The following is a 25,193-nucleotide window of genomic DNA, read 5'->3' as shown; positions in this document are numbered from 1 at the left end:
ATAGGGATTGAATATAAAGATGCATTAAATTAGGCAGATTCAGCAAATCTCAACACTTTTAATGACAAATCCTCCGCATACAAGCGAGCGCCTGTACCACCAATAAAATAATCACTTCCTCTAACTGGTATAGATGAATCATCCCGCCAAATCACAGTCAGGTATTCATCGCCCCATCCTAGCGGTTGAACAGATAAGAGGAAAAAATGACCGCGTGGACTCACTTCTACAACTTGCACTGGCAAAGGACAAATGGGTGTTTGCCTAGCACTAAGCATCATATCCCAAGGCCGGAAAAATACATCAACATTTCCTTGATGTAACGGTGTGATATTCAATGGAAAAATTTTCCCACCAATCCAAAGTTGGGAACCTTTAATTTCACCGCTCAGTTTGTTTATTTCTCCCATAAATTCAAGAACAAAACGGCTCTCTGGCTCATGCCATACTTGCTGAGGAGTGCCGACCTGTTCAATGCGTCCTTGATTCATAAGTACCACCCTGTCAGCCACCTCCATTGCCTCTTCCTGATCATGGGTGACAAATACGCTGGTAAACTTCAATTCTTCATGCAGCTGACGCAACCAACGACGTAACTCCATACGAACTTGAGCATCTAATGCACCAAAAGGTTCATCTAATAAGAGGATCTGTGGCTCAACCGCCAATGCTCTCGCTAATGCCACACGCTGTTTTTGTCCACCAGAAAGCTGCGATGGATAACGTTCTGCCAAATGGGCAAGTTGCACCATATCCAGCAATGCCATGACCTTACTACGCAATGCCTCAGTACTGGGACGCTGACGACGAGGAAGAGCCGTCAAACCAAAAGCCACGTTATCAAATACTGTCATATGGCGAAATAAGGCATAGTGCTGGAATACAAACCCAACACGCCGATCTTTTGCATGTAATCGGCTGACATCCTGGCCGTGAAATTTCAATTGGCCGGCACTCTGCTGCTCAAGCCCTGCGATAATCCTCAGTAATGTCGTCTTGCCAGAACCCGATGGACCAAGCAGGGCTACCATCTCACCAGATTCAATATCCAGTGAAATGTCATTCAGTATCTGAGATCGACCAAAAGATTTACTGATTTTACTGATTTCAATACTCATATCCCGCTCCTAACCTACCCTTGCTGGCGACTTAAACGCCATTGCAATGCACTTTTGACAATCAGAGTAATAATCGCCATCACCGCTAATAAAGCCGCAGCCGTAAATGCGCCAACCGTATTGTAGTCTTGATACAACAGCTCAACCTGCAAAGGCAGTGTATAGGTTTCACCACGAATTGCCCCCGATACCACAGACACAGCACCAAATTCCCCAATCGCCCGCGCATTGGTCAAAACGACGCCATATAACAATGCCCAACGAATATTTGGCAATGTCACGCGCCAGAACATCGTCCAGCCAGAGGCGCCCAACAATATGGCAGCTTCATCTTCCTGGTTGCCCTGGCTCAACATCACCGGCACTAATTCACGGACAACAAACGGACATGTCACAAACACAGTCACCAAGACCATACCAGGCCATGAGAACATCAATTGGATGTCATAACTCCCTAACCAGCCATTTGCACCATAAAACAGCAGATAAAGTAATCCAGCTACAACCGGCGAAATCGCAAACGGAATATCAATTAGTGTCAGCAATAATTGTCTGCCGGGGAATTGGAAACGTGTCACTAACCATGCCGTCATCACACCAAAAACCAAATTAAGGGGAACGGTGATAAGCGCAATCATCACTGTTAGCCAGATAGCGTGCAGCATATCGGGATCGAAAAGGTTCTGGGCAACCATATCGATTCCTTTGGAAAAAGCGGTCAAGAAAATCCATGCTACCGGTATAACCAACAGCAAAAGGGAAAAAAGTACACCCGTGCCGATCAGTAACCATTTTCCCCAATTTATAGTGGGACGTTGTGCCACTATGTGTGCTGAAAATTCAGTCATTACTGTCCCCCTATCCGTTTACCAAAGCGGCTTTGCAGTATATTGACGCTAAACAGCAGTAATAACGACGCTGCGAGAATAACTGAAGCAATTGCACTAGCCGCCGGATAATCAAATTCTTGCAGGCGGACAAAGATCATCAGAGAAGCAACTTCGGTTTGCCAGGCAATATTGCCTGCAATGAAAATCACGGCACCAAATTCTCCCAGGCTACGTGTAAAAGAGAGCACAGTTCCGGCAATCAATGCTGGTGAAACCTCTGGTAATATAACCCGCCGAAAAGTTTGCCAACGGCTGGCTCCCAATGTCTGTGCCGCTTCCTCATATTCAGGCCCCAGTTCTTCAAGCACAGGCTGAACAGTACGCACAACAAACGGCAAACTTGTGAATGCCATTGCGACCGCAATCCCCAGCCAGGTATTGGCGACTTTGATATCGAAATGACCAAGCCAGGCCCCATACCACCCAGTTGCAGAAAAAAGTGTCGCTAGCGTGAGACCAGCAACTGCCGTCGGTAAAGCAAAGGGCAAATCCATCAAACCATCTAATAAACTACGTCCAGGAAATTGATAGCGCGTTAATATCCAAGCCATCAACATGCCAAAAACCATATTGAACAAACTGGCAATCGCTGCGGCCAATAATGTCACCTTATAAGCGGCAACAACCTGCGGATTAGCGATGACCTGCCAATATTGTTCCCATGTCATACTCGAAAGCTGTACTACCAGAGCACTTAATGGCAATAACAGGATAAGGCAGACATAAAACAGGCTACAGCCTAAACTCAGCCCAAATCCGGGCAAGACACGTTTGCTAAATATCCACATTATTTGCGCCCTTCTTCCAATAACTGATCAAGCATACCGCCAGTATTGAAGTGAATTTTCATCACTTGGGGCCAGCTACCGAATTGTTCTTCGAGGCGAAACAGTTTGGTGACAGGAAAATGGGATTGCTGTGCGTTCATCACATTTTGATCAATCACACGATAATGAAAACTGGCTATGATTTGCTGGGCTGACGGACTATACAAATAATTTAAATATGCTCTGGCAACCGCTTCCGTACCATTTTTCTGAACACGTTTATCCACCCAGGTCACAGGGAATTCAGCCAAAATATTTACCGGAGGTACAATGACTTGGTAATTATCTTCCCCATACTGTTTGCGAATGTTATTGACCTCAGATTCGAAACTAATCAGTACATCCCCTATACCCCGTTCAATAAAGGAAGTTGTTGCGCCACGACCTCCGGTATCAAACACCGCTACATTCTGTAAAAAGTGCTGCATCAGTTGGCGAACCTTAGCAGGCTCATGCGGATTTTTTTGCTGAAAAGCGCCCCATGCGGCCAAATAGGTATAGCGTCCATTACCTGATGTTTTTGGGTTTGGGAAAACTAATTTCACATCATTTCGCGCCAAATCTTCCCAAGATTGGATATTCTTAGGATTATCTTTGCGTACCAAAAACGCCATAGTGGAATAATATGGAGAACTATTATTCGGCAAACGCTGCTGCCAATTAGCAGGAATGAGATTGCCGCGATCGTGCAAGATCTGAATATCTGTGACTTGGTTATAAGTGACAACATCCGCCCGCAATCCATGCAAAATGGCCAATGCTTGTTTCGATGAACCGGCATGGGACTGCTTGATGGTTAATTTGTCCTGCGGATTCTGTTCATTCCATTGTTTTTCAAATTCCGGGTTCAAGCGCAAGAATAATTCTCGCCCAATATCGTAAGAACTATTCAGCAACTCAACAGCTAAGGCGCTAGAGCTATAAACGTTGAGACAGGCCAAAAACAACAGGCTAGTCACTCCGTTTAATAATTTATTTTTTATTGCCACTATTTTCATCCAACACCTTATTCTTCACACTATAATTGACGACAATTTCTCTACTGTATCCAGAATCTTTATAACAGGGTAGTTTACTACCTGCTGTTTTATATACCGAATTTTTATGAGAAATGATGAAAAACGATAAGATGTAGAAAATATCAGGTTACAGGTGCCAGCCGCTTTTCAAGTAACTGAAATGGGTTGAATTCTGGCACCCTGCCCTTATCATGTAAGTGGATTAAAAAATTTTTGACTTGATATAAAGCGATTTGCAGGCGTTTATCAGGCTTTCCAAATAATGCGCGAAACTTTCCAGCCTTTCAAAACATCATCAGAAGGCATTAATCCTTCAGGACCTTCCCAAGCTCCGGTGAAAACATAGCTGACATGCTGACTTTGCGGAGAAGTACAAATAACTGTAGGTGATGATACAGTGAGCTCATGGGAGCGCTGACATTTTCCAAATGCCTGATTATAGAGATTGGAGAAAGGTGTCCCTATTTTCGTTCCCCAAACGGTTTTAACCTCATCATCCAACACGTCAATACGATTGACTTTACCATTGACCAGACCGTGAAATTCTAGTTTTACCTGACCTTCTTCCATGCCCTGAATCACACTCACTAACTTGCCATCTTGCATTTCCATGCCACTACGCAGATGATATTTTCCCTCTAACCCTTTTTCGATTGCAGATTGAGACATATCCGTCTGTTTATTGATTTTTCCTATACCCTGTTCAGAAACGCTTAAGGAACTGCCAAACCAATTAAAAGGTGATAAAGCAGGCCATGACATTCTTAAAGTCCCGGCGCAAGCCGTCAATAAGAATGAGCATCCAACTAAACTGCTGGCTACCATAACCCTCTTCTGTTTAGAACAGACATTAAATGCAAAAAATTTACCCATCACTGTTTTCTTACCTTTGGTTCTATGGCTTTATCATTTGATATCTATCAGACCACATTCTTAAAAAAACATTCAATTGTAAATATACAAACCATTCATCAACAAAAACATCAAAATCATGTTTAAAAGATGTCATTTATCAAGTATTGCACATCTATTTATAAAATAAACTGTATGATTAAACGAGTATTATATATCCTTCATCTGACTGCTAATGCTTATTTTCATATTTCCCTGTTATGGTTCATTGGTTAGATGAGATAACTCAGGAAAGAAATGATGGATACTCCTTATCAATATCATATTAATTTTCAACAGCTTTCTGACTGGACTGTATTAAAAGGAAAGTCCACATACTCTATACCTGAACATTATTTTCTATCTAAGGATGAGAATGGAAATATTAAAGTGACACTTTATATTGACAATGAAAAGCCAATAATGTCAAAAGATCTTCTTGTTATAAAAAACAAATATATGAGAAGTTGGGTACACTCTATTCACACTTCATCAAAAAAGTAATGACCGAAGATAATGGCTAAATAGAGAGGTATATAAATAGCATAATTCTATTCAACCATTTCATGGCTTGCATATTTATCTAAAGATTCATTTAATCGATGATTAATCGCTTGCTAAACATGACATTTTCTTGGCCCAAATAATCATATTCCATCTTTTCACACATGCAGATTGTTGCATCATTTTCTTCTGGAACCACAATTAAAATACTGGGGCAACCTCTAGCCAATAATTTCTTTTCCAAGCGGGAGATCAATGCATTAGCTATTCCCCGGCCCCTGAATTCAGGATGCACCCCCAGATAATAAGCATGACCACGGTGTCCATCATAACCGCCCATAACTGTACCAACCACTTCTCCCGCAACTTCAGCAACCAGAAATAAACCAGCGTCATGAGTGAGTTTACGCTCAATATCTATTTCTGGATCATCACCAGAGTTAATCAAATCACAACGTTCCCAAAGTGTGATAACGGCTTCAAAGTCGTCTTGCCGAAATACCCGAATTTCCATAGTTAGTAGGCCTATTTAATAAGCAGTTGAATCAATGTTAATTATCACTGCTTTTATTTTGAAATCAATCTGAAAATGCGTTTATTGATACTAACAGGTATACTGCATATCATTATAAACTAGCCAAAATGAAAGCAGAAATGAATACACCTAATCTATATCAAGTTAAGAATTTTTTCCTCTCCTTACAAGATCACCTTTGCAAGCAGCTAGAACAACTTGATGGTCAATCAACCTTCATAGAAGATTGCTGGCAACGAGAAGAAGGCGGTGGTGGAAGAAGCCGAGTACTGACGGAAGGTAAGGTTTTTGAAAGAGCTGGTGTGAATTTTTCACATATTTCTGGCGCTTCAATGCCCACTTCTGCTACAGCTCATCGTCCTGAATTAGCAGGTCGCAGCTATCAGGCAATGGGCGTTTCTCTTGTCATCCATCCTCTTAATCCCTATGTCCCAACCAGCCATGCAAATGTGCGTTTCTTTATTGCTGAAAAAGAAGGGGAGCTTCCTGTATGGTGGTTTGGCGGTGGCTTTGATCTCACACCTTATTATGGTTTCGAAGAAGATGCTATTCATTGGCACACCGTTGCCAAAAATTTATGTCAGCCATTTGGCGATGATATTTATCCCAAATATAAAAAATGGTGTGATGATTACTTTTTTATTAAACACCGCAATGAACCACGTGGCATTGGTGGCTTGTTTTATGACGATCTAAATACGCCTGATTTTGATTCCTGTTTTAATTTCACGCAAGCTGTCGGAAATGGATTTTTATCCGCCTATTTACCGATTGTAGAGAGAAGAAAAGATATCACCTGGGGTGAGCGTGAAAGGCAATTCCAATTATATCGTCGTAGCCGCTATGTTGAATTCAATCTTGTTTGGGATAGAGGAACACTGTTTGGCCTGCAAAGTGGTGGAAGAACTGAATCTATATTAATGTCAATGCCCCCATTAGTACGTTGGGAATATAGCTATTCTCCAGAAGCTAACTCTCCTGAATCTGAATTATATACTTCATTTCTGATAAAAAAAGATTGGGTATAACAATTCAAAACAGGAATACAAGACAATTTCTTTATTCCTGTTTTTACTCCTTGTTTATAAAAAATTTAACCTAAAAAAGATGAGTTATTTATCATAATACTGATAAAAATATTTATTATTTTTCATTAGCAATACCCTGCTATAAAAAGTCAATGCTTACACTAATGACTCGACTATTAATTACAGCTAGTATTCAATCAGGGCCAGAAAAAAGAATACAACGTCTAACATAACAAAAAACAGGGTATTATTATGAGCAATAATCAAACCAATATATACAGCTTAATTCCTCCATTTGTTCTGGAATATATCTCTAATGATTGTGATACATATACTAATCAATATGTATTAAAGACATTAGGTCATGTTTATCAATTGATGAATGCGCCTGTTGAAGAAATTATCTCTCAAGAGGATAAGCAGGAAACTAAAAAAGAGGCGAATGATAAACTGCATCGCACTATCTACGATGCTAAAAATAAAGAGGATTTCCCAGGAGAAGAATTATCTCGTAGCGAAGGTATGCCAGAGAGTTCAGATGATTCAGTTAATGAATCTTATGAATATCTTGGTAAGACTCATGAATTCTATAAAAAAGTTTTCGGCCGCAATTCTCTTGATAATAAAGGAATCAAATTAGTTGCTACAGTACATTATGGAAAAAATTATCTGAATGCATTCTGGACCAGAAAACAAATGGTATTTGGTGATGGTGATGGTGATGGAAAATACTTCAATCGTTTTACCTCTGCCATTGATATTATAGCTCACGAGTTAACCCATGGTGTCATCGAAAGCGAAGCTGGACTAGATTATATCTATCAGTCTGGTGCACTTAATGAATCCATCGCAGACGTATTTGGCATTATGGTAAAACAATATGTTAATAACCAAAAAGTCGATGAGTCCAATTGGCTATTAGGCCAAGGTTTACTAGGGCCAAAATTTAACCCAGAAAATAAATCCGATGTTAGCTTACGCTCCTTTATTAACCCCGGAAGTGCATTTTCTGGAGATAGGCAAGTTGGTCATATGGATCTATATGAAGACCTTCCCTTCATAATTGATAATGGAGGTGTTCACATACACTCAGGCATTCCTAACAGAGCATTTTATTTAGTGGCGATGGAGTTAGGAGGTTATGCCTGGGAAAAAGCAGGAAAGATTTGGTATGAAACGCTACTGGATAAACGTCTATCTTCAGATGCAGATTTCGAGGATTTTGCCAAACTGACGGTTGATAATGCTGAAAAATTATTCAATAAGAAAACGTCAAAGATTGTTAGTCATGGTTGGAAAAAAGTTGGTGTTCTACTTTCTGAAGAATAATGAAATTACTATACTCGATAAACTTCAAGTTGCAACCCGCAAGACGAGGCGAGACCTTATATTTCCCCGCTACGCGGGGAAATATAACACGCATCTTGAAGTTGGATTGGTATATACGCATTAAACTTCAAGTTACAATTTACAACACGATATGAAACCTGATTTTTCCCCGCTTCGCGGGGAGAAATCAAACGCATCTTGAAGTTAGATTGGTATATTAATAAAATACCAATTCATATTTTAATATGTAACATTAAGATAATCATAAAACAAATAATAAAGAGTTAAGGATAACCCTTTATCATATTTATAAATTAACATTTTATAACCCAACAAAAACACTTTCCATTAGTAGAAAATGCCATCACTTAGATTAATAATTAATTAAAATCCCTAGAGATAAAAATATGCATAGCACTTAAAAAGCGGGGTATCATTATGCAAAATCATCAAGATAAATTAAATAAATCCGGTATCATCCCACCATCCCTATTGGAATACGTTGTTAAAATTTGCGGCCAAATCGACAAAGCGCACATATTAAAAACATTAGATCATGTTTACAATCTAATGAATAGCTCTGCTGAAATAGATATACTAATTCATGGATATCAGCCTGGTTTTGACAATAAATTAAATAGGACTATTTACAATGCCGAATATAATGATCAATACCCGGGGGATAAATTAATTTTATGCGAGGGCATGGCTATGATTGATGATATTGCAGCCACTAAGGCTTATAATTATCTTGGTAAAACATATGAGTTTTATCAGAAAATTTTTAGCCGTAACTCAATTGATAACAAAGGTCTTAAATTAGTTGCTACTGTGCATTACCAAAAAAACTATATGAATGCATTTTGGGATAATAATCAAATGATCTTCGGTGATGGTTATGCCCCTTATTTTAACTGTTTTACTTCCTGCATTGACATTACTGCGCATGAATTAACTCATGGGGTAACTGAAAGTGAAGCAAATCTCGATTATGCCTATCAATCGGGTGCATTAAACGAATCGATCTCAGATGTATTTGGTATTATGGTAAAACAATATGCAAATAACCAAAAGGCTAATGAATCTGATTGGTTGATAGGTCAGGGAATATTTGGCCCTGCACTTAACCCAGACAACGATCCTAATGTTGCCTTGCGCTCATTTAAAAACCCTGGATCAGCAAACCCGAAAGATAATCAAGTTGGTCATATGGACCAATATCAGGATTTATCTGTCAGAGATGATAACGGGGGTGTCCACAAATATTCTGGTATTCCTAATAAGGCATTCTATTTATTGGCAACAGAGTTAGGAGGGTACTCTTGGGAACAAGCGGGAAAAATTTGGTATAATACATTATTGGACAAACGATTATCCCACAAAGCCAGTTTTAATGATTTTGCACAGCTAACCGTTGATAATGCTAACCAGTTATTTGGCAAGGAAATTTCAGATATTGTGACTCATTCATGGAAACAAGTCGGAACTTTACTCTAAAAGTTGTAGTATCTCTCTAATTATTCAGGACCAGGGAAGGTCTTGATTACATTTATATATTTATCTTTAATTTAATTAATCATCTTATCCCTTCATGCCATATCATAAAAAGTCATATCATAAAAAATTTACATTTTTAGTAGTGACTAACATGGTTAGTTTAGCTACTATTCAGATTAGACCAAATATACACCACCACCACAACATACATATAAAATAGGGTATTATCATGATTGACAATAGAGCAAGAAAACAAAATATAATCCCTCCTTATTTATTAGAATATATTGCAAAAAACTGTGATGTTAATGATAAAAAGTATGTTTTGAAAACTTTGGAGCATGTTAATAAACTCATGAAGCAATCAACCAAAGAAGGCGCCTTAGACTCTGAAAATAATCTTTTATTATATAAAAATAGGAAAAACCCTAAATCAGAAGATAGTTATTAATTAAAAAAAACAGTCTTACCCTCTGATTTACATAATTTTTAAGATAATATTATAAAAACTAAATTTACAATAAACCCATTAATAAGTTTGACAGATTTTCAAAGCTAATTAACGTGAGCTTCGCTTAAGAAAGGAACTCAATGTCTAAGGCACGATCAAAGTTTTTATCAAAGAAAACACCAGAGTGAAGATGTCATTTTCAAAAAGCGCTTGCACCGATTAGCAGAGCAGAATCGGGGGGGGGATTTCATGAAGCATGAAGACTATATTCAGCATGACGGTTTGAGTCTTGGAGAACTTGTACGAAAGGGCAAAATAACCCCGGAAGAACTGTTGGATGCCGCCATTACCCAGATGGAACGGATCCAGCCTACGATCAATGCCGTATGCTGGTCTGAACTCGACTTGGCGCGCGATCAGGCAAAGCAAATGCACCAAACCCTGCAATCGAACAAGGAAACACTCAAGGGTCAGTTCCTTGGCGTTCCAATGCTGCTGAAAGACCTCGGCATAACGGCAAAAGGATTTACCCTCACCAATGGATCACGCCTTTTTAAAGGCGATAAAAGCAGTCAAGATAATGAATTGGCCTTGCGTCTTCGCAAAGCTGGGTTTAATTTTTTCGGGCGATCTAAGACACCTGAATTTGGTGCGAACTGCACGACTGAAGCTCTTTTTTATGGAGAACCAACGCGCAATCCTTGGAATACCGCTCTTTCTTCAGGCGGATCTTCAGGCGGGGCGGCGGCGGCAGTCGCGGCCGGTATCTTGCCAGTCGCCCATGCTTCTGATGGGGGCGGTTCCATCCGAATTCCCGCCTCATGCTGTGGTCTCTTCGGTCTTAAACCAACCCGAATGCGCAATCCAACAGGACCGATTGCAGGTGAAGGCTGGGGCAGTCTTGGCGTGGAACACGTCATTTCGAGGTCAGTACGTGACAGTGCAGCTGTTCTGGATGCGACACATGGTAGGGACATCGGGGCTCCCTACTGTGCACCTATTTTTACAGGTCGCTATCAGGATTTAAATAAGACAGAACTTCAGCCATTACGCATAGGTCTGGTGACGAAATCCCCTTCCGGATTACCCGTTCACACCGATTGCCTTGCAGCCGTTGAAGATGCTGCGAAATTGTGTGAAACATTGGGTCATCATATCATGCCGACAGAATTGCCTGATATTAATTATGCGGACTTTGGCCATGCCATGCGCCTGATCGTTGCGGCAAGCATTGCACAAGCCGTGCGGGCAGGTTGCGCCATGCATAATACGGCACCTAATCTTGACCTTCTGGAAATATCCATTTTCACTGCAATTGATTTTGCAAAAAAACATTCAGCTGTAGATTACACCGATGCTGTTGCACTGATACATCAAATTGGCCGCAAACTTGGATTTTTCATGCAAAATTATGATGTACTTCTAACCCCTACACTTACCTCTCCTCCCGTTGAAATCGGTCGTTATGCGGCAAATCGGGACTATGTGACTCATCGTTCCGATACACTGCAATTTACGGCATTCTTGCCATATTTTAACGCTAGCGGGCAACCCGCCATGTCAGTCCCCTTGTACTGGAACAAAGATAACTTACCTATTGGCGTACAATTTGCAGCCGATGCAGGGCGTGAAGATGTGTTATTCCGGCTAGCCTTTCAATTGGAGCAAGCAAAGCCATGGTTTGACAAGTTAAGTCCTTTGGCTTTTTAACAAAAGGACTAGCCGATGCAGACGGGCAAAAACTCGCGATCACAGACAGCACGATACAATGCATGCCTGAGATACTTTAGTTCCCTTTTTAAGCACAAAGCTCAGATACCGTCTCAGTCATTAAGCTGCAAGCGGTATTTCTACGTTAAATAATGTGCCTGATTTCTCCCCGCGGAGCGGGGAGAAATCACACGCATCTTGAAGTTAGGCTGGTATATTCTGTTTTTATGATGGTTAAGCTATTCTTTAAATACAGAAAATAATAAAGGGCTAAGAATAGCCCTTTCATTTATATCAATATTTTTAAACAATTACCGCTTTTTCAGATGTTCCATTAAACGCTTACGTTTACGGAGCTGAGATGCTGTTAATGTATTTTTCTTATCCGCATAAGGGTTAGCCCCTTCTTTAAATTGGATGCGGATAGGTGTTCCCATCACCTTCAAAGAGCGGCGGAAATAATTCATCAAATAACGCTTATAGGAATCAGGTAAATCTGTGACCTGATTACCATGGATAACCACAATAGGTGGGTTATATCCACCGGCATGGGCATATTTCATTTTCACCCTACGACCACGGATCATTGGCGGCTGGTGATCATCTTCTGCCATACGCATGATACGGGTCAATAAGGACGTACTAACGCGACGGGTGGCACTTTCATAGGCTTCCAGAATTGATTCAAATAAATTCCCAACACCACTGCCATGCAGCGCAGAAATAAAGTGAATACGGGCAAAATCAACAAACCCCAAACGCAACTCAAGTATATCCTTAACGTGATCTTTATCTTCCTGACTCATGCCATCCCATTTATTGATGGCGATAACCAGGGAACGGCCACTGTTAAGGATAAAACCAAGTAGAGAGAGATCTTGATCAGAAATGCCTTCGCGGGCATCCACTACCAGCAATACAACATTGGCATCTTCAATCGCCTGGAGCGTTTTAATCACAGAGAATTTTTCAACTGTTTCAGTGACTTTTCCACGCTTACGCACACCCGCTGTATCAATCAAAATATATTCACGGCCATCACGCTCCATAGGAATATAAATGCTGTCACGGGTTGTACCTGGCATATCATAAACGACAACACGCTCTTCACCGAGGATACGGTTGGTTAATGTGGATTTACCCACATTGGGGCGGCCAACAATCGCAAGTTTCAAAGGCAATGTTGTAGGATCAAATGCCTCCTCCTCTTTTTCCTGTTCAACAGAAGCATCCAATTCGGCTTGCTCCATTTCGGCCCAATAAGCCGCGTTAGCTTCTTCCTCAGTTAACTCAACTTGTTCCGTTTCTTCTTTATCAGAATATGGCAACAACACACGTTCAATCAGTTGGGTCACCCCACGACCATGGGAAGCCGCGATGGAATAAACATCCCCTAAACCGAGTGAATAAAACTCAGCTATCGAGGTATCAATATCGATACCATCGGTTTTATTCGCCACCAGAAAGGTTGCTTTTTCACGGCTACGCAAATGCTTGGCAATCGCATGGTCAGCAGGCATCAATCCCGATCTGGCGTCAACCATAAACAGAACAATGTCCGCCTCTTCTATGGCCATCAGAGATTGCGTAGCCATATGCGTTTCTACGCCTTCTTCTGTACCATCGATACCACCCGTATCAATGATGATGAATTCCTGCCCTTCAACCTCTGCCCGTCCATACTTACGATCACGGGTTAAGCCAGGGAAATCCGCTACCAGCGCATCTCTGGTTCGGGTTAATCGGTTAAATAAGGTGGATTTTCCAACATTGGGGCGCCCAACCAGCGCAACGACAGGTATCATTTTCTTGATGCCTCATGACTAGATTTAAATCGATATCCTGCTGAAAGCAACTTTCACCACTGCAAGATACAAGATACTAAAAAGACGAAACGGCCCCTGTTTATTGTCCAGGAGCCGTATAATTCCGTGTTATTTAAACACGTTCGAAGTTAACGGGTATACAGATAAACTGTCCCATCCTTCGCTTGTAACATCAGTTTATCGCTGGCAACTACCGGACGACTCAACAGACCAGAACTATCAACCTTATTCTGCGCTACAAATTTGCCATCAGCCATATTCAACCAATGCAAGTAACCTTCAGCATCACCAACAACCAGATAACCATTGTACATTTCTGGGGCTGTCAGGTTACGGTGCAAGAGATCATTTTGCGACCATAATGTCACACCATCACTCTTGCGCAAGGACAAAATATGATCATCTTGATCAACAATGAAAATGTTGCTGTCAGTGACCACCATATCATGCACTGAGCCAAGATCACGTTTCCAGATGATCTGGCCTGAACGCATATCCATTGCCACCAAATTGCCGTTATAAGCAATCGCGTAAATAACATTGTCAGAAATAACCGGGGTCATATCGACATCATTCAGGCGATCTATTTCGGTAGAACCTGTGACTTGAGAAATACGTTGTTGCCAAATCAGTTGCCCTTCAGACAACAACACCGCACTAATACGGCCATTGTCACCACCGACAATAGCTGCACCATAGGCTACGGCAGGAGCGGATTCACCACGAACGGATAACGAAGGTGTATCCAGGTTAACTGACCAGGCAATATGACCATCCGTTTCGTTTAATGCCTGCAACATACCATTACCGGTATGGATCAAGACAAAACCATCACTCACTACCGGACGGGATAACGCCTCGCCAGCGACCGTTGATTCCCATTCAACCTTACCATTCGTTGTATCCAGTGCGATGACTTTTGCTTTTTCTGTTCCGACATACAGGCGATTACCGGATACAGTCAAACCACCAGAAAGCATCGCTGGCAAACGGGATGACAATAAACCTGCTTTTTCTGACAGATCCGTTGCCCATATCTCTTTGCCGCTGTCTATATCAAATGCTTTAACAACACCATTACGGTCAGCAAAATAAGCTGTTGAACCCTGCCAGGTTGGTGATAAATGAGAGTAATACTCTCCCGTACCACTCCCAACGGACTTATCCCAAACGATGCGAGGTTTGAATTGATTTTCAACCTTCGGTAACGGTGACATTGTTACCGTATCCTGTTCACTTGAACAACCTGCCAGCAGAACAGAAGCAACCAGCCCAACCAAGAGTGTTTTTCGCAGCTGCATTATGAAGTTGGCTCCCTTAGTTGGATAAATTATTAAGTTTGATTTTCATAAAATCCTTAATTACCTGCGGGCCATCAAGTCCAAGCCCTGTGGAATAGGCTGCACGTGCGCCAGCAATATCCCCTTTTTTAGCCAGGATATCCCCACGAATATCCTCAACCATAACTTGCCAGCCTTTGCCTTTGACCAAATCCAGCGTTTTCAATGCAACATCTGTTTTGTCTTCTGCCAATTGAATCCGAGCCAGACGAAGGTTAGACAATGCTTGCATATTCCCATCTTTGGCTTTACCGGATGCCGCTAGCAAATTTTTCTCTGCCTGAGCCAGATCATTCTGAGCAATAGCCTGTTTTGCCAGTTCCAGATCAGCCATAACACCGTAGACATTGTTCGTCTCATCAGCGAACTTTTCTACGGCAACAACATTTTCTTTCGACCCCGACGCCAGTGATTTGTTCAACTCTTCAAATACTACTGCCGTATTATGTAATTGGTTGGTTTGATGAGTCTGCCAGTAACGCCAACCCAACAAAGCACCAATGCCCAGCACCAGACCAATAGCAAGGTATTTACCATTGGTAGAGAAAAAACGCTTCATTGCGTCAACTTGTTCAGTTTCTGTGGAATAGACTTGCATTAGAGTTTATCTCCTTAGCCTAACAGTTCGCTCAGACGCACTGCGATCGCTTGTTGTGACAAGGTTTCTTGTTCGCCGTTGCGTAAATCTTTCACTGTAATATTGCCTGCCTGAATTTCATCTTCTCCCAGAATCAAGGCAACTTTGGCACCATGTTTACTCGCACGCGTCAACTGTTTCTTAAAGTTACCGCCGCCATGATTGGTCATCAGACGTAATTCTGGCAGTTGATCACGAATTTTTTCGGCCAATATCAATGCCGCTTGCTGGCTACCTTCACCAAAGGAAGAAAAATAAACATCAGCAACGGCCAAATCAGCAACAAAGTCAGGATTGACCTCTTGCACCAACAGGACCATACGCTCCATGCCCATGGCAAAACCAACCGCTGGTGTTGCCTTACCCCCCAATTGTTCAACCAAACCATCGTAGCGACCACCAGCACAGACGGTTCCTTGCGCACCCAACGCGGATGTCACCCACTCAAAAACTGTACGGTTATAATAATCAAGGCCGCGAACCAGACGCTGGTTGATGCGGTATTTGATCCCGGCGCTGTCAAGTAGCTGACACAGTCCATCAAAGTGCTGTTTTGATTCGCTATCAAGATAATCAAACAGCGCCGGTGCATCATTCAGAAGTTGCTGAATTTCAGGGTTCTTAGAGTCCAATACACGCAGGGGATTGGTATACATGCGGCGTTGACAATCCTCGTCCAATTTCTCTTTATGTTGTTCAAGGAATGCCACCAGCGCCTCACGATAATTGGCACGGGCTTCTAATGAGCCTATTGAGTTCAATTCAAGTGTAACGTGATCAGCAATGCCAAGCTCGCGCCACCAACGTGCTGTCATTAAAATAAGTTCAGCATCAATATCTGGCCCTTGTAAGCCAAACACTTCAGCGCCTAATTGATGGAATTGACGGTAACGGCCTTTTTGTGGACGTTCATAACGGAACATAGGTCCGATATACCATAAGCGCTGTTCCTGATTGTACAGCAGACCATGCTGAATACCGGCACGAACACATCCTGCGGTATTTTCTGGGCGCAGGGTCAAGCTTTCACCATTGCGATCGTCAAAGGTATACATCTCTTTTTCGACAACATCAGTGACTTCCCCAATTGCACGTTTGAATAACGGGGTCTGCTCTACAATCGGTGTCCGAATTTCGCTAAAACCGTAACCTGACAGCACACGCTTTACCGTAGATTCAACTCGTTGCCAGATGGCTGTTTCAGCAGGAAGGCAGTCGTTCATGCCACGAATAGCTGGGATATTTTTTGCCACGTTTTATCTCTTATTAATATTTATACAATGCCACCGATTATAAAAGCGAATACTTGCAAGGTTCAATCTGCAAGCAAATCTATATGCTTATATCCCCAATAACTTACTCATCAAGCTGATTGATGCTGATTCGGTTTTTAGCATCAAGAATAGCTGCCTTCGCCCGAATTTTCGCCTCAAGTTGATCAATCAAATTGTTATTGTCAAAACGCTCTTTTTGACGAATACCATCTTCATAAAAGCCGCTTTTTGTTTTAGCACCCGTTACGCCAAGCGTTGAAACCTCTGCTTCCCCAGGACCATTCACGACACACCCAATGATGGAAACATCCATCGGGGTGATTAAGTCTTCAAGACGCTGCTCAAGCGCGTTAACCGTACCGATAACGTCAAATTCCTGGCGCGAACAAGTTGGACAGGCAATGAAATTAATGCCCCGTGAACGGATCCGCAATGCTTTCAGAATATCAAAACCGACTTTAACTTCTTCCACTGGATCTGCGGCCAACGAAATACGCAACGTATCGCCAATTCCTTCTGACAACAAAATGCCAAGGCCAATCGATGATTTCACCGCACCAGCACGGGCTCCGCCTGCTTCCGTAATTCCCAAATGCAGCGGTTGATCAATTTGTTGCGCCAGTAAACGGTATGCACCAACCGCCAGAAAAACGTCAGAGGCCTTGACGCTGACCTTAAATTGGTCGAAGTTTAGGCGATCAAGAATATCCACATGACGCATTGCTGATTCAACTAACGCTTCTGGTGTGGGTTCACCATATTTTTCCTGTAGATCTTTTTCCAGTGATCCACCATTAACCCCAATGCGAATCGGAATGTTGTTGTGGCGGGCACAATCCACAACTTGACGAATACGCTCTTCGTTACCAATATTGCCAGGATTGATGCGCAGACAGTCAACACCATATTCTGCAACTTTCAATGCAATGCGGTAATCGAAATGAATATCGGCAACAAGAGGGACATTAACTTGTTGTTTGATGGACTTGAATGCTTCGGCTGCATCCATTGTTGGAACAGACACCCGAACGATATCAACACCCACACGCTCTAACGCCTTAATTTGGTTGACTGTTGCTTCAACATCAGTTGTTCGTGTGTTAGTCATTGATTGCACTGCAATCGGTGCGCCATCCCCGACAGGAACATTACCGACATAAATACGTGTAGATTGACGTCTTTTTATCGGTGATTCATTATGCATTTTTACATTACTCCCCTACATCCCTGTATTTTTGTTTATAAGAATTACAACTATGCTGTGGTGAATAACTATGCCAAAACGGTTAAGGCATTTATTTCAGTGTCAGTTTAGCCGTGACACCTTTCTTCACAAAAGAACTGAGATCCACGGGCTTTCCTCGGAACTGGACTTTAACCTTAGCAGGTGCGCCAATATTCACTGAGTAAGGTAAATTCCCGGAAAGTTTTAGGCTATCCCCTTTCTTTTTTATGCCACTAAACAACATCTTACCTTTAGCATCTTTGACGGCCAGCCAACACTCACCGCTGAAATCTATCACTAATTCATCGTTGTTCGCAGTACTGATACTATTTACATCAGTCGATGACGGGCTCACAACAGTACTATTCGCCGCCTCTGTATTGGCAGAAGCAGCCGCATTTTCTGGCGTTACATTGGTTGCAGGCTGATTTGCTTCTGTGGATACCGGCGCGCCGGGAGGCTCTGGAGCCTTGCTGTTTCCTGCTGTGTCATTCGCCTCTGTCGGCGATGTTTTCGCCTGGGAAACATCAGATTGAGCAGTCGCTTCGGCTTGATTTTCTTTAAGCGGCGCTACATTATTTTCCCCAGCACTTGGCGCCAGTCGATCATTTTCAGAACCTGTTACCTGGTTATCCTGGGCATTTGATTGTGTGGCCATTGAAGACAGTTCTGTTTGTTGTACTTTATAGTTCTGCCACCACCACAGGAATGTCATTCCCAGCAATACAACAATAACAACCCATGTTATTTTCATTAACCAACCGTCACGTTTCTTGCGTTTTTTTCCTGCTGAAAAACTTTGCATAGGTGCCGTTTTTATGGCCTTGGAAGGGATCTGTTTATCCAGGGTACTCAAGATTTCAGATTCAGGCACCTGAACTAATTTTGCATAGGCGCGAATATAACCACGAAGAAATGTTGGTGAAATATTTGACGGGATATTATCTTCTTCAATATCACGAACAGTGGACAGTTTAAGACACAAGCGATCTGCCACAGTTTGCTGAGAAAGCTCATGTTTTTCACGAGCTTGACGCAGAATCTGACCTGTTGTCAGATTGGCTTCTTCTGGGTAAGTTTCAGTCTTCATTAGCAAGGGATACTGGTACTGTTCTGGGTTAAAGAATTTACACAAATTGATATTCATTTAATTTGTGTAGCGAAATCATCCAAATACTACGTTGGCCGCAGAAAATCATTTATCACAGCTATAACGGCCGGTGTTACTTTTCATATTTTTCATGATCAACTGCTCAGCTTTTTCATACTGCTTCTGTTCACAAAGAAAAATATGGTAGTGATACACTACGGTATCACTTTCAGCTGCATACTGCATAGCCATTCTATAATGCTGACTGGCGGTTTCAGGATGGCCTGCATATTGTTCATGCAGCGCCATGCCTAAATGTGCCTCTGGATGATGAGGCTCCGCCAGCAGGACTTTTTGAAAATGATATTTAGCGGCCAATAAATTTCGTTCCGCCAAATAAGCTCTCCCTAGCTGCAATCGTGTATCTATGGCAACAACCTGATGAGTGCGATGCGTTGATTGTTCCACACACCCCGTTAGCAGGCCAAAACAAACTATAGACCAAATTATTGATTTCCGTATCATACCATCTTCATTTATAAGGATATGTTAAACTTTGCCAGATTTTTAGCCATTAATCGATATTAAACAAAAAATTAGACTGTTTTTACCTGAATAGGTTCACCTGCAAGGCGTTTTTTCATGGTTCGCTTGGTTCTGTCAATGACATCACCGGCAAGCTGCCCACATGCAGCATCAATATCATCTCCCCTCGTTTTACGCACAATGGTTGTAAAACCGTATCCCATTAGGACCTTGGCAAAACGATCAATGCGGCTATTTGAGCTGCGCCCATAAGGTGCACCTGGGAACGGGTTCCACGGGATCAGGTTGATCTTGCTGGGAGTATCTTTCAGGCATTCGGCTAACTGATGAGCCTGCTCAACGCTGTCGTTGACATGATCAAGCATCACATATTCCACTGTCACACGTCCCTGGTTAGCATTGGATTTTGTCAGGTAACGGCGTACTCCCGCCAGAAACTCTTCAATATTGTACTTGCGGTTAATTGGCACAATTTCATCACGAATGTCGTCAGTGGGTGCATGTAAGGAAATTGCCAGTGCAACATCGATCATATCCCCCAGTTTATCCAGCGCAGGAACAACACCAGACGTTGACAATGTTACACGGCGTTTCGACAAACCAAAGCCAAAGTCATCCATCATGATTTCCATTGCTGGCACGACATTATTCAAATTGAGTAATGGTTCCCCCATTCCCATCATCACTACGTTGGTAATGGGGCGACGACCACTGGATTTCAGTGATCCTATAATCTTGGCAGCACGCCAAACCTGACCAATAATCTCGGAAACTCGCAGATTACGGTTAAAGCCCTGCTGAGCCGTAGAACAAAATTTACACTCTAAAGCACACCCCACCTGAGATGAAACACACAGTGTCGCACGATCATCTTCTGGGATATAAACCGTTTCAACCTGTTGATCACCGACAGTAATCGCCCATTTGATTGTGCCATCAGCAGAGCGTTGCTCTTCTGCAACTTCAGGGGCTTTGATTTCAGCAAGTTGTTGCAATTTTGCCCGGAGCACTTTGTTGATATCGGTCATCTGCTCAAAATCGTCATAGCAATAATGGTAAATCCATTTCATAACCTGATCGGCACGAAAAGGTTTCTCTCCCATATCGACAAAAAACTGACGCATTTGTTTACGGTTAAGATCGAGCAAATTGACTTTACCGTTTTTCTTTTCAGGCGTGACGGATACGGCGGAAGTTGCAGGTGGTACGGTTTCGTTAAGTTGGGACATTGTTACATCGCCTCGTTGTTACACTTTCGGCTCTATGCTGATCTGATTTCAGCATTAAGTTTTCATGCGGTGACTGCCAATTCAATGTTCATTCTCTCTTTTAATCAGAGCCATATTGAATGGACATTGAAATAAAATAATAAACGCCCCGCTGAACCAAATCAGTGGGGCGCATCATTGTACAAACTTTACTATTTATATGCTACTTAAGTGAAGAACTTTAAAAACGTGGGAAGATTTCATCGTCACTGAAAAAGTAAGCTATTTCACGACTTGCAGATTCAGGAGAGTCTGAACCGTGAACCGCATTTTCAGTAAAGCTGTCGGCATAATCTGCACGCAGAGTGCCAGCCAACGCATTATCAGGATTGGTAGCCCCCATCAGATCGCGGTGACGTTGAACGGCATTTTCACCTTCCAGAACCTGTACCATAATTGGGCCAGAGGTCATGAACGCCACCAAACCATCAAAGAAAGGGCGGCCTTTGTGTTCAGCATAAAAACCTTCCGCCTGTTCGCGCGTCAAATGTAACATTTTGGCGGCGATAATTTTAAACCCAGCACTTTCAAAGCGGGCATAGATAGAACCGATAGCATCTTTCTTCACGGCGTTGGGTTTAATAATGGAAAAAGTACGTTCAATTGTCATTGCGTAACCTCTTTGGCACTTTCAGCGATGATTCATTTTAATTTTTACGCCCTAAACAAAACTGAAGGGCTGCTCTACCCTGTATCTGACAGGAATAAAAATAGGCGTTGATTATAGGAGGAGAGTTTCTGCTTGCCTACAAAAAACATAACATTTTATTAAAACTTTCTTAGCGAAAATATCATTTTTTAGCATAAATCACATTTTCGCTTCGTTATATACGCATTAAACTTCAAGTTGCAATTTACAACACGCTATGAAACCTGATTTCTCCCCGCTTCGCGGAAAGAAATCACACGCATCTTGAAGTGAGATTGGTATACACGATGAAATAACCATTTTATAAAATAATGCCCGTTCAGGCGATGAATTCCCAAACAGGCATACTGACCAGGATCATTGAATTCGTGTTTTTCACTCAATGACAATTATAAAACCTTCTCTGTTACACATTGAATAAAAGGCTTAATTTCGTCAGCCCTTTCTTTGCTTATATCTTGTTTACTTTCATCAGAAACGATAAATTCTCCGGTGAACTTTTCTTTAGGATCTTGGCTGGTTTTATCTGACGTACCAATAATACTGATAGTATATTTGTGCCCCGTTGGTAATAGATCAGTACACTCTCTTAGTACTCCCTGGCGAGGAGATCCCTGATCTGTTATTTTTTGACTATTAGTTATTGAGGTATCAGCAAACGAAGCAGGTATATAAAATGCCCCCAGCAGCAAAACATATGAAAAATTTTTCATCTTTTTTCCTCACTGTTTACGTTGAATTAATAATAACCACTACGCTATTTACTTGCTCTAATCGTCTTTGAATTCCAATATATCTCCCGGCTGGCATTCTAAATATTGGCAAATGGCATTTAAGGTAGAAAATCGAATCCCCTTAATTTTTCCTGTTTTTAGCAAAGAAAGGTTCTGTTCAGTAATGCCAATAACTTGTGCTAAATCTTTAGATTTAATTTTTCGTTTCGCCATTATCACATCCAAATTGATAAGAATTGCCACGGTATCTCCTATACAATACTCTGATTTTCATCATATATATCACATGCTTGATAAAGAATACGTGAAATAATAGCCAGGCAAACTGAAATGAAAATAGCGACAAAATGACCGGTCGTTAAACTCAATGAGATAAGGCGTTCACCTACTGGTGCTCCTATTGTTAACCATAATGTTAATACTGGCTGGCAAAGAATATCTAAAATACTCCATAAAATAACGCCCCAACCCGCATACTCCAAATATTTAACCGTGCGTTTGGAGAAATAATCTCCTTTTCTATAATTGCCAAATAATCGATGAAAAGCCAAAAAACTACCAACCAATGATAATAGTGGGATCGTCGATATCAATATTCCTCCGGTTAATTTCCATGCAGTAAACGTATCCCTGTCAAAGTTGGATAATATCCTTTCAGTTAAAGAAAAACCTAATCCATATCTTCCCAAAATGAGTTTTGGATCCAGCCAACTAAAAATATTAATCACCATCATTAGGATGATAATTAACAAAGATAACCTGGACATCACCAAGCTGAGTGTCGTTATTCGTGTCAGTTTTCCAGAGGGCATCATGTTTGTGTCTCATTAGTTAACATGATCGAATTATAGATCAAAATTATCGTAAAACAATAATTTTTTAATCTAAAACACTAATCTTATGTCCATCCTCAAGTCGTTATTGATTAACAATCGGGATAGTATCACGCAACCAGCTACCTAATTTTCGCTGATAAAAGGGTTGGGTATGATGAATCAAGAAATGGCTGATGCCTCCTTCTTGTTCATCAAGCAGGCAAAAATCGACAGATTCCTCTTCATCAAGATATTTGCAAGCTAGTTCACCCGCTTCTTGAATTAACAAATTAATTTCGTTTTCTGCCAGTGTCACACTGAATTCCAAGCCAATTAATACATTGGGTTTTTCATCTATATTCTTATCATGGGCCATAATTAAAAAAGCCTGTCGAACAGGTTTATGTTGTTTAAATAATTCAATTAATGACTCAATAAGCTGAGTTGGCTGTTCTTCTGGCTGGCTTAGAGTAATGAGACTTCCGCCAGGAACCTCTATTTCAGTAGCGATAGATCCATTTAATAAGTTCATGAAAATCTCCGATGGTACTGTTTAAATTGAAGATAAGGTCATCGAAAAATTCAATAATAGCTCCCCATAAGAAGAGGAGCTATTAAGCAAGATATTTCAGTTTATTTCGCTTTTGTCAGCAATAAATTGGCAATGGTACGTACACCATATCCCGTTGCACCCGCCGCCCACTGTTCAACAGCGGATTTACGGTAAGTTGCTGAACAGTCAATATGCACCCAACCTTTTTTGTAATTTTCAACAAAGTGCGACAAAAATGCTGCTGCGGTACTTGCTCCTGCCGAATGTGCCGGTGACGCAATGTTGTTCAGATCAGCAAAGTTGGATGGTAGCTGGTTACGATGGAATTCAGCCAGCGGTAAACGCCAGAACAATTCATTTTCATTATTGGCCGCAGCCATTAAATCAGATACCAGTTGATCATCAAAACCCAATACTGAGTGGTAATCATTTCCTACTGCTGTTTTCGCTGCGCCAGTCAACGTAGCAGCATCAATAATAAGTTGTGCTTTTTCTGCACTAGCATCAATCAAACCATCAGCCAGAACCAGACGCCCTTCCGCATCCGTATTCATCACTTCAACCGTTTTACCATTGCGGTAGTGAATGATATCGCCCAATTTGAACGCATTACTACTCACCATATTATCTGCAATACTCAGGAACAGTTTTACACGATGTTTTAAGCCTCGACTGATTGCCAGAGCCAGTGCTCCTGTTAATGTCGCTGATCCCCCCATATCTGATTTCATAGAGTCCATGAAATGAGAAGGTTTGATGCTGTATCCACCGGAATCGAAAGTAATGCCTTTACCAACCAGGCAGGCGAAGACAGGTGCTTTTGCATCTTTTGTTGGATTGAAGTCTAATGCCAGGAACACAGGATCACGAGAAGAGCCACGGCCAACGGTATATACCCCTGCATATCCCTGTTTACGCAACTCATCTCCTTTGATAATACGATAACTAACGGCATCACCCGCTACTCCACGCAATAAATCAATAGCTCTTTGAGCAAGCTGGTCTGGCCCCAAATCTTCTGCTGGAAGGTTGATGGTATCACGCACCCAGTCAATGAATTTGATCCTTCTTTCTAGTTCCTGTTTTTCCACCGCAGGGAGTTGTGGCCATTCAATTGTGCGTAATCCTTTAGGTGAACGGAAGCCCAGCCAAAATGACCAACTTTTTTCCAGATCCCAGCCATCACCCACTAAAGCAATATTGCGAATTCCTTGTCCGTCAATTTTACGCCCGGCACGTTGAATTGCGCCCAGCTTGCCATTGCCTTCCAAATGGATTGTGATCCCTTGCTCATTTGAACTAATTAGTGCTTTTTCACCCCAGCAAGCGTTAGCTGGCTCATAAGACAGTGTTATAGGCATGATTTGTTTTGTCATTTTTTCTCACTTCTTATCTTATTTGTTCACTGTTACACAGTGAGGGTTTATAAAAAAACTG

Annotated in this window: 26 protein-coding genes; 6 read left to right on the top strand and 20 right to left on the bottom strand. The window is 41.7% G+C overall.

From position 1 onward, the window contains the following. Window positions 1–29 precede the first annotated feature (29 nt). From cysA to WDV74_RS04905, 5 genes are all read right to left on the bottom strand, one after another. A complete protein-coding gene (gene cysA, locus WDV74_RS04925) occupies window positions 30–1,118 on the bottom strand; it encodes a sulfate/thiosulfate ABC transporter ATP-binding protein CysA (protein WP_338884970.1) in 1,089 nt (362 codons plus the stop codon). Window positions 1,119–1,132: 14 nt separating this feature from the next. After that, window positions 1,133–1,966, bottom strand: coding sequence for a sulfate/thiosulfate ABC transporter permease CysW (gene cysW, locus WDV74_RS04920; RefSeq protein ID WP_338884968.1), 834 nt, complete (start codon window positions 1,964–1,966; stop codon window positions 1,133–1,135). Then, window positions 1,966–2,799 (bottom strand): sulfate/thiosulfate ABC transporter permease CysT, encoded by an 834-nt coding sequence (cysT, locus tag WDV74_RS04915; protein ID WP_338885538.1) that lies wholly within the window; start codon window positions 2,797–2,799, stop codon window positions 1,966–1,968. Before cysT ends, cysW begins: the two co-directional genes overlap by 1 nt. Further along, entirely contained in the window at window positions 2,796–3,833 is a 1,038-nt protein-coding gene (locus WDV74_RS04910) for a sulfate ABC transporter substrate-binding protein (RefSeq protein ID WP_338884967.1), read from the bottom strand. Before WDV74_RS04910 ends, cysT begins: the two co-directional genes overlap by 4 nt. 267 nt (window positions 3,834–4,100) lie before the next feature. Continuing rightward, complete coding sequence (locus WDV74_RS04905) at window positions 4,101–4,679, bottom strand: RpoE-regulated lipoprotein (RefSeq protein WP_338884965.1); 579 nt, start codon at window positions 4,677–4,679, stop codon at window positions 4,101–4,103. Window positions 4,680–5,003: 324 nt separating this feature from the next. Between WDV74_RS04905 and WDV74_RS04900 the strand changes: the two genes are divergently transcribed. After that, the gene (locus tag WDV74_RS04900) at window positions 5,004–5,249 is read left to right on the top strand and encodes a hypothetical protein (RefSeq protein WP_338884963.1); all 246 of its coding nucleotides are present in this window, start codon (window positions 5,004–5,006) and stop codon (window positions 5,247–5,249) included. 91 nt (window positions 5,250–5,340) lie between these two features. On the opposite strand, the gene WDV74_RS04895 is transcribed toward WDV74_RS04900, so the two are convergent. Continuing rightward, on the bottom strand, window positions 5,341–5,763 hold the full coding sequence (locus WDV74_RS04895) for a GNAT family acetyltransferase (RefSeq protein ID WP_338884962.1): 423 nt from the start codon (window positions 5,761–5,763) through the stop codon (window positions 5,341–5,343). Window positions 5,764–5,903: 140 nt separating this feature from the next. Here WDV74_RS04895 and hemF point away from each other — a divergent pair, with 140 nt between their 5' ends. The 5 genes from hemF (at window position 5,904) to WDV74_RS04870 (ending at window position 11,799) form a co-directional block, all read left to right on the top strand. Next, a complete protein-coding gene (gene hemF, locus WDV74_RS04890) occupies window positions 5,904–6,812 on the top strand; it encodes an oxygen-dependent coproporphyrinogen oxidase (protein WP_338885537.1) in 909 nt (302 codons plus the stop codon). A 252-nt stretch (window positions 6,813–7,064) separates the two neighbouring features. After that, window positions 7,065–8,141, top strand: coding sequence for a M4 family metallopeptidase (locus tag WDV74_RS04885; RefSeq protein ID WP_338884960.1), 1,077 nt, complete (start codon window positions 7,065–7,067; stop codon window positions 8,139–8,141). Window positions 8,142–8,579: 438 nt separating this feature from the next. Beyond that, a complete protein-coding gene (locus tag WDV74_RS04880) occupies window positions 8,580–9,638 on the top strand; it encodes a M4 family metallopeptidase (RefSeq protein WP_338884959.1) in 1,059 nt (352 codons plus the stop codon). 229 nt (window positions 9,639–9,867) lie between these two features. Then, window positions 9,868–10,089: a protealysin propeptide domain-containing protein gene (locus WDV74_RS04875; RefSeq protein WP_338884958.1), complete on the top strand. Its 222-nt coding sequence runs from the start codon at window positions 9,868–9,870 to the stop codon at window positions 10,087–10,089. Window positions 10,090–10,338: 249 nt separating this feature from the next. Then, window positions 10,339–11,799, top strand: coding sequence for an amidase (locus WDV74_RS04870; protein ID WP_338884957.1), 1,461 nt, complete (start codon window positions 10,339–10,341; stop codon window positions 11,797–11,799). 311 nt (window positions 11,800–12,110) lie between these two features. Here the strand turns inward: WDV74_RS04870 and der are convergent, their stop codons facing one another. The 14 genes from der to pepB form a co-directional block, all read right to left on the bottom strand. Then, on the bottom strand, window positions 12,111–13,604 hold the full coding sequence (gene der, locus WDV74_RS04865) for a ribosome biogenesis GTPase Der (protein WP_338884955.1): 1,494 nt from the start codon (window positions 13,602–13,604) through the stop codon (window positions 12,111–12,113). Between the two features lie 149 nt (window positions 13,605–13,753). Beyond that, window positions 13,754–14,926, bottom strand: coding sequence for an outer membrane protein assembly factor BamB (bamB, locus tag WDV74_RS04860; RefSeq protein ID WP_338884954.1), 1,173 nt, complete (start codon window positions 14,924–14,926; stop codon window positions 13,754–13,756). Window positions 14,927–14,942: 16 nt separating this feature from the next. Next, on the bottom strand, window positions 14,943–15,563 hold the full coding sequence (locus WDV74_RS04855) for a YfgM family protein (RefSeq protein ID WP_338884952.1): 621 nt from the start codon (window positions 15,561–15,563) through the stop codon (window positions 14,943–14,945). A 14-nt stretch (window positions 15,564–15,577) separates the two neighbouring features. Beyond that, window positions 15,578–16,855 (bottom strand): histidine--tRNA ligase, encoded by a 1,278-nt coding sequence (gene hisS, locus WDV74_RS04850; RefSeq protein ID WP_338884951.1) that lies wholly within the window; start codon window positions 16,853–16,855, stop codon window positions 15,578–15,580. A 103-nt stretch (window positions 16,856–16,958) separates the two neighbouring features. Then, window positions 16,959–18,080: a flavodoxin-dependent (E)-4-hydroxy-3-methylbut-2-enyl-diphosphate synthase gene (ispG, locus tag WDV74_RS04845; RefSeq protein WP_338884949.1), complete on the bottom strand. Its 1,122-nt coding sequence runs from the start codon at window positions 18,078–18,080 to the stop codon at window positions 16,959–16,961. Window positions 18,081–18,171: 91 nt separating this feature from the next. Beyond that, window positions 18,172–19,191: a cytoskeleton protein RodZ gene (gene rodZ / locus WDV74_RS04840; protein WP_338884947.1), complete on the bottom strand. Its 1,020-nt coding sequence runs from the start codon at window positions 19,189–19,191 to the stop codon at window positions 18,172–18,174. 105 nt (window positions 19,192–19,296) lie between these two features. Continuing rightward, on the bottom strand, window positions 19,297–19,716 hold the full coding sequence (locus WDV74_RS04835) for a fimbrial assembly protein (protein WP_338884946.1): 420 nt from the start codon (window positions 19,714–19,716) through the stop codon (window positions 19,297–19,299). A 71-nt stretch (window positions 19,717–19,787) separates the two neighbouring features. Next, window positions 19,788–20,966: a bifunctional tRNA (adenosine(37)-C2)-methyltransferase TrmG/ribosomal RNA large subunit methyltransferase RlmN gene (locus tag WDV74_RS04830; RefSeq protein ID WP_338884944.1), complete on the bottom strand. Its 1,179-nt coding sequence runs from the start codon at window positions 20,964–20,966 to the stop codon at window positions 19,788–19,790. A 220-nt stretch (window positions 20,967–21,186) separates the two neighbouring features. Then, on the bottom strand, window positions 21,187–21,615 hold the full coding sequence (ndk, locus tag WDV74_RS04825; RefSeq protein ID WP_273559463.1) for a nucleoside-diphosphate kinase: 429 nt from the start codon (window positions 21,613–21,615) through the stop codon (window positions 21,187–21,189). Between the two features lie 428 nt (window positions 21,616–22,043). Beyond that, window positions 22,044–22,367 (bottom strand): hypothetical protein, encoded by a 324-nt coding sequence (locus WDV74_RS04820; protein ID WP_338884943.1) that lies wholly within the window; start codon window positions 22,365–22,367, stop codon window positions 22,044–22,046. A gap of 57 nt (window positions 22,368–22,424) precedes the next feature. Beyond that, the gene (locus tag WDV74_RS04815; RefSeq protein WP_338884942.1) at window positions 22,425–22,631 is read right to left on the bottom strand and encodes a helix-turn-helix transcriptional regulator; all 207 of its coding nucleotides are present in this window, start codon (window positions 22,629–22,631) and stop codon (window positions 22,425–22,427) included. Window positions 22,632–22,639: 8 nt separating this feature from the next. Then, window positions 22,640–23,203 carry a DUF2975 domain-containing protein gene (locus tag WDV74_RS04810; protein WP_338884941.1) on the bottom strand — a complete coding sequence of 188 codons (564 nt, stop codon included), beginning with the start codon at window positions 23,201–23,203 and terminating at the stop codon, window positions 22,640–22,642. 103 nt (window positions 23,204–23,306) lie between these two features. Beyond that, on the bottom strand, window positions 23,307–23,735 hold the full coding sequence (locus tag WDV74_RS04805) for an enhanced serine sensitivity protein SseB C-terminal domain-containing protein (RefSeq protein WP_338884940.1): 429 nt from the start codon (window positions 23,733–23,735) through the stop codon (window positions 23,307–23,309). Between the two features lie 101 nt (window positions 23,736–23,836). Further along, window positions 23,837–25,132 carry an aminopeptidase PepB gene (pepB, locus tag WDV74_RS04800; RefSeq protein WP_338884939.1) on the bottom strand — a complete coding sequence of 432 codons (1,296 nt, stop codon included), beginning with the start codon at window positions 25,130–25,132 and terminating at the stop codon, window positions 23,837–23,839. Window positions 25,133–25,193: the final 61 nt, after the last annotated feature.

Source organism: Xenorhabdus sp. TH1, assembly GCF_037260955.1.
Classification (GTDB): Bacteria; Pseudomonadota; Gammaproteobacteria; order Enterobacterales; family Enterobacteriaceae; genus Xenorhabdus; species Xenorhabdus griffiniae.
The sequence above is the reverse complement of the archived record's forward strand: the minus strand, read 5'-3'. Positions and strand labels throughout refer to the sequence as shown.

Bases quoted from the DNA above. Each gene is read 5' to 3' on its own strand.
- WDV74_RS04855 (WP_338884952.1), bottom strand. From the start codon at position 15,563: ATGCAAGTCTATTCCACAGAAACTGAACAAGTTGACGCAATGAAGCGT.
- WDV74_RS04810 (WP_338884941.1), bottom strand. From the start codon at position 23,203: ATGATGCCCTCTGGAAAACTGACACGAATAACGACACTCAGCTTGGTG.
- WDV74_RS04885 (WP_338884960.1), top strand. From the start codon at position 7,065: ATGAGCAATAATCAAACCAATATATACAGCTTAATTCCTCCATTTGTT.
- bamB (WP_338884954.1), bottom strand. From the start codon at position 14,926: ATGCAGCTGCGAAAAACACTCTTGGTTGGGCTGGTTGCTTCTGTTCTG.
- WDV74_RS04875 (WP_338884958.1), top strand. From the start codon at position 9,868: ATGATTGACAATAGAGCAAGAAAACAAAATATAATCCCTCCTTATTTA.
- WDV74_RS04880 (WP_338884959.1), top strand. From the start codon at position 8,580: ATGCAAAATCATCAAGATAAATTAAATAAATCCGGTATCATCCCACCA.
- ndk (WP_273559463.1), bottom strand. From the start codon at position 21,615: ATGACAATTGAACGTACTTTTTCCATTATTAAACCCAACGCCGTGAAG.
- cysW (WP_338884968.1), bottom strand. From the start codon at position 1,966: ATGACTGAATTTTCAGCACACATAGTGGCACAACGTCCCACTATAAAT.
- WDV74_RS04805 (WP_338884940.1), bottom strand. From the start codon at position 23,735: ATGAACTTATTAAATGGATCTATCGCTACTGAAATAGAGGTTCCTGGC.
- ispG (WP_338884949.1), bottom strand. From the start codon at position 18,080: ATGCATAATGAATCACCGATAAAAAGACGTCAATCTACACGTATTTAT.
- hemF (WP_338885537.1), top strand. From the start codon at position 5,904: ATGAATACACCTAATCTATATCAAGTTAAGAATTTTTTCCTCTCCTTA.
- der (WP_338884955.1), bottom strand. From the start codon at position 13,604: ATGATACCTGTCGTTGCGCTGGTTGGGCGCCCCAATGTTGGAAAATCC.
- WDV74_RS04905 (WP_338884965.1), bottom strand. From the start codon at position 4,679: ATGGTAGCCAGCAGTTTAGTTGGATGCTCATTCTTATTGACGGCTTGC.
- pepB (WP_338884939.1), bottom strand. From the start codon at position 25,132: ATGACAAAACAAATCATGCCTATAACACTGTCTTATGAGCCAGCTAAC.
- rodZ (WP_338884947.1), bottom strand. From the start codon at position 19,191: ATGAAGACTGAAACTTACCCAGAAGAAGCCAATCTGACAACAGGTCAG.
- WDV74_RS04835 (WP_338884946.1), bottom strand. From the start codon at position 19,716: ATGATACGGAAATCAATAATTTGGTCTATAGTTTGTTTTGGCCTGCTA.
- WDV74_RS04820 (WP_338884943.1), bottom strand. From the start codon at position 22,367: ATGAAAAATTTTTCATATGTTTTGCTGCTGGGGGCATTTTATATACCT.
- WDV74_RS04830 (WP_338884944.1), bottom strand. From the start codon at position 20,966: ATGTCCCAACTTAACGAAACCGTACCACCTGCAACTTCCGCCGTATCC.
- WDV74_RS04895 (WP_338884962.1), bottom strand. From the start codon at position 5,763: ATGGAAATTCGGGTATTTCGGCAAGACGACTTTGAAGCCGTTATCACA.
- WDV74_RS04910 (WP_338884967.1), bottom strand. From the start codon at position 3,833: ATGAAAATAGTGGCAATAAAAAATAAATTATTAAACGGAGTGACTAGC.
- WDV74_RS04870 (WP_338884957.1), top strand. From the start codon at position 10,339: ATGAAGCATGAAGACTATATTCAGCATGACGGTTTGAGTCTTGGAGAA.
- WDV74_RS04900 (WP_338884963.1), top strand. From the start codon at position 5,004: ATGATGGATACTCCTTATCAATATCATATTAATTTTCAACAGCTTTCT.
- cysA (WP_338884970.1), bottom strand. From the start codon at position 1,118: ATGAGTATTGAAATCAGTAAAATCAGTAAATCTTTTGGTCGATCTCAG.